This is a genomic window from Serratia sp. ID 25-353, assembly GCF_054792795.1.
This window is the reverse complement of the sequence record NZ_CM139236.1, coordinates 912823-924907: the sequence shown is the minus strand read 5'-3', so window position 1 is coordinate 924907 and position 12085 is coordinate 912823. Positions and strand designations below refer to the sequence as shown.

Annotated in this window: 10 protein-coding genes; 6 read left to right on the top strand and 4 right to left on the bottom strand. The window is 59.8% G+C overall.

The genetic code is table 11. The annotated features are described in order from the left end of the window. Positions 1 to 34 precede the first annotated feature (34 nt). Genes ACYF6X_RS04345 through ACYF6X_RS04335 form a run of 3 tightly spaced genes read right to left on the bottom strand, consistent with a single transcriptional unit; the run spans position 35 to position 2943 of the window. A complete protein-coding gene (locus tag ACYF6X_RS04345; RefSeq protein ID WP_242512502.1) occupies positions 35 to 1111 on the bottom strand; it encodes an ABC transporter substrate-binding protein in 1077 nt (358 codons plus the stop codon). Between the two features lie 46 nt (positions 1112 to 1157). Continuing rightward, positions 1158 to 1556: a hypothetical protein gene (locus tag ACYF6X_RS04340; protein ID WP_223182167.1), complete on the bottom strand. Its 399-nt coding sequence runs from the start codon at positions 1554 to 1556 to the stop codon at positions 1158 to 1160. Positions 1557 to 1572: 16 nt separating this feature from the next. Beyond that, complete coding sequence (locus ACYF6X_RS04335; RefSeq protein WP_130017191.1) at positions 1573 to 2943, bottom strand: MFS transporter; 1371 nt, start codon at positions 2941 to 2943, stop codon at positions 1573 to 1575. Positions 2944 to 3277: 334 nt separating this feature from the next. On the opposite strand from ACYF6X_RS04335, the gene amiA reads away from it, so the two are divergent. Then, the gene (gene amiA, locus ACYF6X_RS04330; RefSeq protein ID WP_107226488.1) at positions 3278 to 4108 is read left to right on the top strand and encodes an N-acetylmuramoyl-L-alanine amidase AmiA; all 831 of its coding nucleotides are present in this window, start codon (positions 3278 to 3280) and stop codon (positions 4106 to 4108) included. Between the two features lie 54 nt (positions 4109 to 4162). After that, positions 4163 to 5215 carry a porin gene (locus ACYF6X_RS04325; RefSeq protein ID WP_130017190.1) on the top strand — a complete coding sequence of 351 codons (1053 nt, stop codon included), beginning with the start codon at positions 4163 to 4165 and terminating at the stop codon, positions 5213 to 5215. Positions 5216 to 5281: 66 nt separating this feature from the next. Here the strand turns inward: ACYF6X_RS04325 and ACYF6X_RS04320 are convergent, their stop codons facing one another. After that, on the bottom strand, positions 5282 to 6112 hold the full coding sequence (locus tag ACYF6X_RS04320; protein ID WP_038877959.1) for an alpha/beta fold hydrolase: 831 nt from the start codon (positions 6110 to 6112) through the stop codon (positions 5282 to 5284). A gap of 199 nt (positions 6113 to 6311) precedes the next feature. Here ACYF6X_RS04320 and ACYF6X_RS04315 point away from each other — a divergent pair, with 199 nt between their 5' ends. The 4 genes from ACYF6X_RS04315 to ACYF6X_RS04300 all read left to right on the top strand — a co-directional run bounded on the left by ACYF6X_RS04315 (position 6312) and on the right by ACYF6X_RS04300 (position 12047). Beyond that, positions 6312 to 7736, top strand: coding sequence for a coniferyl aldehyde dehydrogenase (locus tag ACYF6X_RS04315; protein ID WP_233221870.1), 1425 nt, complete (start codon positions 6312 to 6314; stop codon positions 7734 to 7736). Positions 7737 to 7995: 259 nt separating this feature from the next. After that, complete coding sequence (katG, locus tag ACYF6X_RS04310) at positions 7996 to 10191, top strand: catalase/peroxidase HPI (RefSeq protein WP_130017189.1); 2196 nt, start codon at positions 7996 to 7998, stop codon at positions 10189 to 10191. Between the two features lie 113 nt (positions 10192 to 10304). Further along, positions 10305 to 10664, top strand: a complete 360-nt coding sequence (locus ACYF6X_RS04305) for a DUF805 domain-containing protein (protein ID WP_060420345.1) — start codon at positions 10305 to 10307, stop codon at positions 10662 to 10664. Positions 10665 to 11147: 483 nt separating this feature from the next. Further along, a complete protein-coding gene (locus ACYF6X_RS04300; RefSeq protein WP_165384356.1) occupies positions 11148 to 12047 on the top strand; it encodes a VOC family protein in 900 nt (299 codons plus the stop codon). The last annotated feature ends 38 nt before the right edge of the window (positions 12048 to 12085 follow it).

Genomic DNA, 12085 nt, shown 5'->3' with positions numbered 1-12085 from the left:
ACCCCCATTAAGTGAATGCTATTCAACCGTGGCACTAGCGCTGTGCCAGCACCTCATCCAGCAACCGGTCCGGGATGGCATAGGAGAACATCGTCTGATAATAGCGGCGCGTCTCCTCCCGCAGCGTCTTGTCGCTAATGTCTTCAGGGGCATAGCGGTTGATCATAAACAGCGGTAGCAGTGACGTTTCCGCCGACAGGCCCCCCCAGTTGTGAATGCCCACCGGCGTCGAGAAAACCTTGCCGTTTTTTACCGCCCTGAGCGTTTCCCAGGCCTGACCGGGGATCCCCCCGTGCAGCAGCGCTTTGGCGCTGCCGAAAACCACGAAAATCACATCCGGGTCCCAGGCCATGATCTGCTCCATCGAAACGTTGATGTACCTGCCGGCATCCCCTTTCACCGGCAAATCCCCGGCGACGTTGTCCATACCGGCCATTTTCAGGTAGGTGTCGCCGTAGGTATGCGGACCACTCACCTTCAGCTGCCTGCCGTCACTTTCTTCGAGATACAACGCCCTGACGTGCTGCGCATGGATGGCGGCGGCATAGGGGCGGATCTGCTTCAGGGTCTTTTCCCAGGCGTCTTTGAATTTGTGCGTGCGCGGCAGGCCGAGCGTGTCGGCGAAAGTGTTCTCCCAATACACCTGGGTGGCCATCGGCTGGTATTTTGTCTTCCCGCCGGCATCCAGATCGACGGTCATCACGCCCGCCCTTTCCAGCCGATCGTCCTGGCTTTTGCCGTAGTAATAAATAATGTCGGGCCGGAGATTCATTAACGATTCCATGTTGACCCGGTAGTCCTTATTGATGAAGGCGGAGGTGATCCTGCCGATGTCAGGCTTCATGTCCTTCAATACATGCCTATCGGCATGCATGAACGCCCAGGGCCCCACGCCAACGACGTGCCGGTAGGCCGCCTCGTTCGCCAGGATCACGCCGAAGGGGCAGTTGCCGGTGATGACGATCCGCGGATAGCTGCCGGGCAGCGTTTGCGCCGCCACGCTTTGTGGCGGTTCGGCCACCGCCGGCTGGCCGGCGGTGGCGCAAGGCGCCGTCGGCAAGGCGAATATTGCCAGCAGAGCGGTGGCGATAAATTTCACTGTGACGCACATGGTGCCTCCTGTGCGCACGCTCGGTGGCGTGCGTCGATGGGCTGCTTTAGGCCGACGCGGCGATGCCGGCGGCCATGATGGTGATCCCGGCCACAAACACGATTGCCGTGGTGGCGACCGCGCCGCCGCCGACCAACGCGGCGGTTTTTCCTGTGGAAAGGTCTTTGCGTTGCAGGAAAGAGAGCTGCGACAGGGGAATGATTTTTCCGCTGTCGGCAACCAAGTCTTTCGGTTCAACCTTCGCCACCGTCAGCTCGCCGCCGCTGCCGTCCTTCAGACCATATTTCAACTGGTCGCCGACATAGACCGGCGGCTGCAGCAGGTAATATTGGCTATTGAGCCCCGTCTCTTTTTGTTGCAACGCCACGTCGTGGTAGGTCGTGCAGCCGGCAAGGGAAAACGCCGCCATCCCGATAACCAACGGCACTAATGGGATAAATCGCATGGGAAACCTCGTGCTTCTATTTGCTGGTTTTTAACGTAACGGCGGACTTGAAGCGCATATAGCTCACCACCAGAGAAAGGAACGAGAATGCCGCCCCCGCCATTAAACTGATATTCGTCGCTTGCGCGCCCCGCATATTGAAGAAAATCGCCACTAACGCCGAACCGACGATTTGCCCAATCAGCCGGGAGCTGCCCAACAGGCCGCTGGCGATGCTGCTGTTTTCATGGGAGACCGAGGTCATGATCAGCAGGTTGTTCGGTGATTGAAAAAGGCCAAAACCGATGCCGCACAGCGCCACGCGCCATACGATCGCCCCATTCGACGGATCGCTGGGCAGATTGGCCATCAGCAGCATGCCTGCCAGCAGACAGGCAAGGCCCGAGAGGGCAACAAGATTGGGATCGTACTTCTTGGCCAAATCGCCGGAAATTAGCGAAGACGCCATGGTGGCCAGCGGCCAGGCGGTCAGCAACAGACCGATATCCACCACGTTTCTTTGCAGGACATTGTGGAAATAGAAAGGCAGCGATACAAAAGCCAAAAGCTGGGTGCTGTAGGACAGCATCGACATCAGCAAAGACAATGACAGCGTCGGGTTATGCAGCATCGCGATCGGGATCAGCGCGGCGTTGGCCTTTCTTTTCTGATTGATATACAGCAACCCGGCCAGCCCGGCGAATACCGCAAAGCTCAGCGCCGCCGCCGGCAGATGGTGGGTGGTCATGCTCATGGTGCTGAGCGAGAAAGCGATGAACAGCACAAACACCAACAGGGCCCCCCCGCTGTCGAATCCAACGCTGCGCCGCTCGCGGGGGGCCAGGAAGATCAGGCTCAGCAGCAGCGACAGGCAGGCGATGGGAACATTGATGGTAAACAGCCAGTTCCAGCTCGTTTGCGAAAGTATCGCCGAGGCGATGGACGGCCCGGCGGCGGCGGAAACCGACACCACCATCACGTTTATGCCCAGGCCGCGCCCCAGCAGCCTTTCCGGGTATATCTCCTTGATCAGCGCCGCATTGACGCTGAGCACCGCCGCCGCGCCGAAGCCCTGTATTACCCTGAATGCCGTCAGCATCGACAGCGTCGTGGACAGCGCGCAGCCCAAGGATGAAAAAGCGAACAGCACCACCCCGGCTATAAAGATCTTTTTATTGCCCACCGCGCGGCCCAGCGCCGCGAAGGGCATCAAAGAGGCAACGACGGCAAACTGGTAGGCATTAATAATCATGATGGAGGCCGATTCGGAAACGCCGAAATCTTTGGCGATCACCGGCAGCGCCACGTTGGCGATGGTACTGTCGAGCATGGCGATGACCGTGCTTAACGAGACGGCGAGAACGGCGAATATATTTAATGTCTCTTTTTCCTGGTGTTTAAAAGTCATGTTAACGCTCCAAAAACGTGAGTGGCTTCATGCCGGCGGCAAAGACCCCGTTTTTTATCCGTTTTAGTAATTACGTTATAACATATCAATTAAAGAGGAGAATAAATCTCATTTGAAATATTGGATTAAATAGTGTGTCAAAATAAGAATTAACAAATACAAAACAAATAAATATCAATACGAACATTCAATAAACAAAATAAATGCAGTATAAAAAACCAGTTGATTTAAGGAATGACATTAAAAGTAACAGCCGCTAACAGACAACCTCGCCGGCGCGTAAATTTGTTATGTTATAACAATAACACCCTTCCCTTTTATGCTGGTTACCCTTATGGCTAAGACGGACCTTTTGAACACCCGGTTATCTCGCCGCAGAATGATGTTGGCAGGGCTGGCAACCTTGGCGCTGAACGGCGCCATTTCCCCGCTGGCTCACGCCCACGGTTTGCCGCGCCCCACACCTCACGGGGCGCGAAAAAGATTCCTGGTCATGTTGGATCCCGGTCATGGTGGCATCGACTCCGGTGCCATTGGCCACACCGGTTCGCTGGAAAAACATGTCGTTCTGGAGATCGCCAGAAATGTGCGTGCACAGCTCGATCGACACGGCATCGATGCCCGCCTGACGCGCGACAGCGACGTTTTTATCCCGCTTTACGATCGGGTGGAGATCGCGCACCGGCATGGCGCGGATCTTTTCATGTCCATCCACGCCGACGGTTTTACCTGCCCCAGCGCCTGCGGCGCTTCGGTTTTTGCGCTTTCCAATAAAGGTGCCAGCAGCGCGATGGCAAAATACTTATCGAACAGTGAAAACGCGGCGGACGATCTCGCCGGCCCTAACGTCATCAAGAAAGACCGCTATTTGCAGAAGATACTGTTTGATTTAGAGCAGACGGAAACGATCAAAGAAAGCCTGGCGCTGGGCTCACACCTGATTCAACATATTGCGCCCATCCATCATTTGCATGCCAAAAATACCGAACAGGCGGCCTTCGTGGTCTTAAAGTCCCCGTATATTCCTTCCGTCTTGGTGGAAACCTCTTTCATCACCAACCCTGAGGAAGAAAAGCTGCTCGGCACTCCCGCCTTCCGAAATAAAATTGCCACGGCGATCGCTCAGGGGATCGTCAGCTACTTTAAACGCGAAACGCACGCTTAAGCTTCGCCGGGGCGGCAAGCTCACGGGCTTGCCGCGCACAGGGACGGTGCCATCATGATAAAACGCAATCCTCGTTATTTTTCGGCGGGCATGCTTTTCCCCCTGCTGGCCTTGTTACCGCGCGGCGCCTTCGCCGTGTCGTTGACGGGATCGCAGCAAAACAGCCTGAATTTCTACGGCACGATTATCGCCAGACGCTACAGCGGCCACAACGAACGCGACGACGGCGACCGCAGCTACCTCTATTTCGGCCTGATAGGTAAAAAAAAGATCGCGCCGCGCTGGCGGGCCTACGCCCACTGGGAATATACCGTCAGCATCGCCGACGCGACGCGCAACAGCACCCGGCTCGCCTATATCGGCGTGCAAAACGCCGCCCTGGGCAGCCTCGATATCGGCCGCAACTGGGGCGTGCTTTATGATGTGACCGCCCTGACCGATCGCTCTCCGCTGTTTAGAGAGATGGCCTACAACTACATCGACAACTTTATGCGCGGCCGGGCGCATAACCTGCTCACTTACCGCCAACCTTTCAGCCTGTTTCAGCGGCGCGCCGCCATCGCGCTGCAATACCAGTTCAAAGACGGCGACGAACGGCAAGCACCGGGCAAACAAAACGGCAACGGATTCGGCGCCTCGTTCCGTTATGCGCTGACGCCGACGCTCAGCCTCATCGCCGCCGCCTCGGCGTCTCAAACCACGCAGCGGCAGCAACACGCCGCCGGTTATCGCCGGCGCATCGACACGCTGGCCGAAGGGGTTCTCTATGCGTCGAAAAAAATCTATCTTGCAGCCGTGTTCACCCAAAGCGACAACGCCATCAGCCCGCAACAAACCGTTAACCGCGGTTCGGCGTCAAGTTACGAAGCGCTCGCCAAATATCGGCTGACGGACCATATCCAACCCAACATCGGCTATACCCGCTTGATACAGGCCCGGGCAGGCCGGAACACGGACTTATTGAACTATGAGGAGTTGGGGGTCACCTGGTTGCTCAACAGCAATATGCAGGTGTTCATTAACTATGAATTCAATAACCTTTCGCAGCACGCGCCCGGCGTCGATGCGTCAGACAAGCTCGATATGGGCATCAGCTATCATTGGTGATCCGCTCGCCCGCAGCCAATAAAAAGCCCCGCCCGGTAAGGGGCGAGGCTCGCGAGCGTTGAGTCTTTAACTGTTCACGAACGCCAGCAGATCGGCGTTGACCTGATCGGCATGGGTGGTCGGGATGCCGTGCGGCGCGCCCTTATAGGTATGGAGCGTGCCGTTTTGCACCAGCTTGGCCGACAGCACGCCGGAGTCCTGATAAGGCACCACCTGGTCGTCGTCGCCGTGGATCACCAGCACCGGAATGGCGATCTTCTTGAGATCCTCGGTGAAATCGGTCTGCGAGAAGGCGACGATGCCGTCGTAGTGCGCCTTGGCGCCGCCCATCATGCCCTGGCGCCACCAGTTCCAGATGATCGCCTCAGACGGTTTGGCGCCCGGGCGGTTATAGCCGTAGAACGGGCCGGCCGGCACGTCGTAATAGAACTGCGCCCGGTTGGCGGCCAGCTGCGCCTGGAAATCATCGAACACCGCTTTGGGGGTACCCTGCGGATTGGCGTCGGTTTTTACCATCAGCGGCGGCACCGCGCTGATCAGCACCGCTTTGGACACCTTGTCCTCGCCGTGGCGCACGATATAGCGCACCACCTCGCCGCCGCCCGTCGAGTGGCCCACGTGCATCGCGCCCTGCACGCCCAGGTGTTTTACCACCGCGGCGACGTCATCGGCGTAGTGGTCCATGTCGTGCCCTTCCGACACCTGGCTGGAGCGGCCGTGGCCGCGGCGATCGTGCGCGACGACCCGGAATCCTTTGTTCACGAAGAACAGCATCTGGGCATCCCAGTCATCGCTGGACAACGGCCAGCCGTGGTGGAAGTAGATAACCTTGCCGTTTTTGGGGCCCCAATCCTTATAGAAAATCTCGACGCCATCGCTGGTCGTTACGTAACCCATGTCGTTTCTCCCATTTACACTATGGTTAAAAAAGAAGGTATATACTGCGCGCGGCGCCGGGATCTCTGGCTCCCTCATCCCGGTTGGCCGACGATCTTGCGTTGATCGTTTAACGAGTATAGGTTTAAAGCTCACTTTAAGGTCAAACCGGGTTAGGCAAACCGCATTCCCGCTTTCACTCGGCATCAGGAGAATTCAAGTGCAGGGAGATGACATCCTCATGACGCTGGAGCAACGGCTTGCCGCCCAACGTCATGCCTTCCTGCGCGACGGCGCACCGACGATCGCTCAGCGCAAAACCGCCCTGCGCCGCCTGCGGAGCGCCATTTTGGCCGAGCGCGGCGCGCTGACGGCGGCCGTCAGCGCAGACTTCGGCCACCGCTCGCCTTACGAAACCGACATCCTGGAGATCCTGGTCACCGTGCAGGCGATCGATTATCTGCTGCGCCACCTGAAGCGCTTTATGCAGCCGGAACGCCGCCACGTCGCCCTGCCGTACCAGGCCGGGCGCGCCTATGTGCAATACCAACCTAAAGGCGTGATTGGCGTCATGGCGCCGTGGAACTACCCGTTTTCGTTGACCTTCATCCCGCTGGCCACCGCCCTGGCCGCCGGCAACCGCGTGATGCTGAAACCTTCGGAGCTCACGCCGCGCACCAGCCAACTCATCGAAACGATGCTGGCGGCGCTGTTTCCCGCCGATGAGGTCGCGGTGGTGACCGGCGGGCCGGACGTCGGGGCCGGGTTCAGCACGCTGGCGTTCGATCACCTGGTGTTCACCGGCAGCACGGCGATCGGCCGCCAGATCATGCAGGCGGCCGGTAAAAATCTGGTGCCCTTGACGCTCGAGCTGGGCGGCAAAAGCCCCGCCGTCGTGGCGCCCGGCGCGCTCACCGCCAGAACCGTTAACAGCCTGGCGTTCGGCAAGCTGTCGAACGCGGGCCAAACCTGCATCGCACCCGATTACCTGTTGATCCATCAGGACGATGTGGAAAACTTTATCGCGCTCTACGACGCGGCGGTCAAAGCGTTTTACCCCGACGGGCCGACGAGCCATGACTACGGCGCCATCATCAACGACAGGCACTACCACCGTTTGCAGGATCTGCTCACCGACGCCCAGGCGCGGGGCGCGCGGATCGTTCCGGTGGGCCACCGCCCGGACTCGGCGGCGGAACGGCCGAAAACCCTCGCCCCCACGCTGATCGTCAGCGCCCCCGACGACAGCCGAATCATGCAAGAGGAGATCTTCGGGCCGCTGCTGCCGATACGCACCTACGCCGCCTTTGATGAAGCGATCGACGTTATCAACGCCGGGCCGCGCCCGCTGGCGCTGTACTACTTTGGCCCAGGCGGCCCCCTGCAGGACAGGCTGCTGGCGCGCACCACCTCCGGCAACGTCAGCGTCAACGCCACCCTGCTGCATTTTGCCCAGGACGATCTGCCGTTCGGCGGCATCGGCCCCAGCGGCATGGGGGCCTATCACGGCATCGAAGGATTCCGGGCGCTGAGCCACGCCAAGGGCGTCTTCATCCAAAGCCGCTGGCACTTCACCGATCTGCTGCGCGCACCGTTCGGCAAGCTGGCGGACGCGGTGCTCAAGGTGATGCTGCGGCGCCGATAATGCGGCGTGCTGACTATCGATAACACAGCCATGAATCGCCGCAAGCTATCACAGTATTCAATCATTCCTATTTTATCTCTCCGCCGCCGCTGACTAAGCTTAGCCATGAGTCGCCCTGTGCCCGTTAGCGGCCAAGGCGATGTGATTTCATTGAGTTCAGTCATTTAGCGCAACACCCGACGCAAGCCTGACCCGCATGCCTTGTTAACCGCTCCACGCCCGGCGGCTGGAGCACCTTTACGGAAGCAGAGAGCGCATCATGACAACTGAAAGCAAATGCCCGTTTTCGGGCGGCAAGCAGCCCGCACCGCAAGACGGCCCCACCAATCAGGATTGGTGGCCTAATCAGCTCAGCCTGAAACCGCTGCATCAGCACTCCCCCCTGTCCGATCCGATGGATAAAGACTTCAACTACGCCGATGCCTTCAACAGCCTCGACCTGGCGGCGGTCAAACAGGATCTGCACGCCCTGATGACCGACTCGCAAGCATGGTGGCCGGCGGACTTCGGCCACTACGGCGGCCTGTTCATCCGCATGGCCTGGCACAGCGCCGGCACCTACCGCATCGGCGACGGCCGCGGCGGCGCGGGCGAAGGCCAGCAGCGCTTCGCCCCGCTCAACAGCTGGCCTGACAATGTCAGCCTCGACAAGGCGCGCCGCCTGCTGTGGCCAATCAAACAGAAATACGGCCGCAACATCTCCTGGGCCGACCTGATTATCCTGACCGGCAACGTGGCGCTGGAATCGATGGGCTTCAAAACCTTCGGCTACGCCGGCGGCCGCGCCGACACCTGGGAGCCGGACGACGTCTACTGGGGTTCGGAGAAGATCTGGCTGGAACTGAGCGGCGGGCCAAACAGCCGTTACTCGGGCGACCGTGACCTGGAAGACCCGCTGGCGGCGGTGCAGATGGGCCTGATCTACGTCAACCCGGAAGGCCCGGACGGCAACCCCGATCCGGTGGCCGCCGCGCGCGACATCCGTGAAACCTTCGCCCGCATGGCGATGAACGACGAAGAAACCGTGGCGCTGATCGCCGGCGGCCATACCTTCGGCAAGACCCACGGCGCCGGCCCGGCGTCTAACGTCGGCGCCGATCCGGAAGCGGCCGGGCTGGAATCGCAGGGCCTCGGCTGGCACAGCACCTTCGGCACCGGCGTCGGCAAAGACGCCATCACCAGCGGCCTGGAAGTCACCTGGACCACCACCCCGACCCAGTGGAACCACGACTTCTTCCGCCACCTGTTCGAATACGAATGGGAGCTGAGCCAAAGCCCGGCCGGCGCGCATCAGTGGATAGCGAAAGACATCGGTGAAACCATTCCCGACGCCTTCGATCCGAACAAAAAACGCCGCCCGACCATGCTGACCACCGACCTGTCGCTGCGCTTCGATCCGGCCTACGAGAAGATTTCTCGCCGCTTCTATGAGCACCCGGAAGAGCTGGCCGACGCCTTCGCCCGCGCCTGGTTCAAGCTGACCCACCGCGATATGGGGCCACGTGCGCGCTACCTCGGCCCGGAAGTGCCGCAGGAAGAGCTGATTTGGCAGGATCCGATCCCGGCGGTCGATCATCCGCTGATCGACGAGCAGGACATCGCCGCGCTGAAAAACGCCGTGCTGGCTTCCGGCCTGCCGGTGTCGGCGCTGGTCTCCACCGCCTGGGCTTCCGCTTCGAGCTTCCGCGGTTCCGACAAACGCGGCGGTGCCAACGGTGCGCGCATTCGCCTGGCACCGCAAAAAGACTGGGCGGTCAACCAGCCTGAGCAGCTCGCCGCGACGCTGGCCAAGCTGGAGAGCATCCAACGCACCTTCAACGATGCGCAGACCGGCGGCAAGCGCGTCTCGCTGGCGGATCTGATCGTGCTGGCCGGCGCCGCGGGCGTGGAACAGGCGGCGAAGCACGCCGGCTTGACCCTGACGGTGCCGTTCGCGCCGGGCCGGATGGACGCTTCGCAGGAACAGACCGACGTGGACTCTTTCGAGGCGATGGAGCCGCTCGCCGACGGATTCCGCAACTTCCTGAAGGGCAAATACCGCGTGCCGGCCGAAACGCTGCTGGTCGACAAGGCGCAGCTGCTGACCCTGACCGCGCCGGAAATGACGGTGCTGGTCGGCGGGCTGCGGGTGCTCGGCGCCAACGTCGGCGGCACGCAGCACGGCGTGTTCACCCAGCGGCCGCAGGCGCTGACCAACGACTTCTTCGTCAACCTGCTCGACATGGGCACCACCTGGCACCCGGTCGGTGAAGACGGCCTGTTCGAAGGGCGCGATCGCCGCAGCGGCGCGGTCAAGTGGACCGGCACCCGCGTCGATCTGGTGTTCGGTTCGCACGCGCAGCTGCGCGCGCTGGCCGAAGTCTACGGCAGCGCCGACGCGCAGGAGAAGTTCGTCCACGACTTCGTCGCCGCCTGGAACAAAGTGATGAACCTCGATCGTTTCGATCTGGCCTAACTAAGCGACAGCACAAAGCCCGCCACGGTAAGTCGGCGGGCTTTTTAATCATTGATGCATATCTTTATCGCAATCTCGTGCTAACGTTGGCTAACCGCAGCCAAGGAGATGGCATGATAAAGACATCGGACAGCGCTCACCCGCTCTTCAGCAGTTACAAAAAGACCTTCACTTACTCAGGCCGCGAAAGCCGTGGGCCTTACTCAATGCTGCTTTTGTGCCAGCACGTTTGGTTTCTGCTTTATCTCGCCGTTATCGCCAGCAAGATGAATGAGATTTCCATTTTCGCACTTGCGGCGTTTTTGCTGCCTATGCTAGCGGCCAATGTGCGCCGTTTGCATGATGCGGGTTACTCCGGTGGTTGGTGCCTGACATGGTTCTGCTTCACACCCTATGTAATGCTGATCTTCGCGCTGTTCCTTCCCGCTAAGAACATCAATAACCCTTACGACGATCGCCCAAACCTGGCGTAAGCCCCCTCAACGGCCTGCTTCGGCGAGCTATGGCTGGCGCCGCGATATTCTCTTTACCCGCTTATTCGTATTTACTCAACAAGTCATATAAAAATTTGATGGGCAGTAATTCTTTTAATGCTGTATTTATATTTAGACGGCAATGAAGACCGTAAACTCAGCTGGCTAATGCGATATATCCTATCCAGGAGAAGACCGTTATGGATTATTATCGATTCGCCTCAACATGCGCCAAGGCGGGCCTTATTCTCATCGCCGCCCCTTAGCGGCTGCGGGCGCGGCCGCCAAAGGCGCTCACCGTTTTTATGCCAATAAAAAAAGAGGTTCTGCACCTGGGTGATATTTTCCTGGGCGCCAGACGCTCGCCCTTATTTAATGCTTCACCCCGCGCGCTGCGCTTTTCTTTTTTATTTTTCAACCGACGGGAAAGGTCATAGGGAATCACACTTTACTCAGGAAAATAACCGCGACCTGGAGGTCATCATGCAACATATTATCGGTATTTCTTCTCGTCGGCTGAGGATATCGGCCCTTGCGCTGCTGCTCCCGGCGATGTCCTGGGCGGCCGATACGGCGTCTCTCGCCGTGGGGCCGCAATATGACACCACCCACGTCTACGTCGAACGCGGCAAGATGGATGCCTTTGTCGACAGCATCCTGAAAACCTTCGGCGGCACCCGCACCGAACGCGTGCTGGTCAACGTCACGCCCACGCCGAGCGAAACTTACTCCCAGCTGATACTGACGCCGGCCGGCAGCTTCTCGGTGTTCGATTTCAAAACGCCGATCCCGCACCCGTTCGGCACCGAGCGCAACGGTTTCCTGGTCAGGGATATGGACGCCGCCATCCGCCAGGCCAGGGCCGCCGGCGCCGATGTGCAGGTTGCGCCGTTCGACGATCCGATCGGCCGCGACGCGGTGATCCAGTGGCCCGGCGGCGTCAACATGCAGCTCTATTGGCACACCAAGGCGCCCAACTACAAGCCGCTGCTGAGCGTGCCGGAAAACCGCCTGTATCTCTCCGCCTATCGCGTCGACGATTTCCTGAAAAGCTACCAGGCGTTCTCGCACGGCAAGGTCGTGAGCGACGAACAGGTCAGCGATACGGCGATCGGCCGCAGCGACAACGGCAAGATCCGCCAGATCGCGCTGGACTCCCACTTCGGCAAAACGCGCATTTTCGTCACCGACGGGCATCTGCCTTATCCGTTCGGCCATGAGCGCACCGGCTATGGCGTCGACGATCTGCCGGCCACGCTGGCCAAAGCGACGGCCAGCGGCGCGCAGGTACTGTGGCGCTCGACGGCGGCGGAGCGGCGCGCCTCGGCGCTGGTGCGTTTTCCCGGCGGCTACATCGCCGAAATTCACCAGACGGCTAAATAAACCCAAGGCGCGCTGCGGCGCGCTTTTTTCTTCGGATA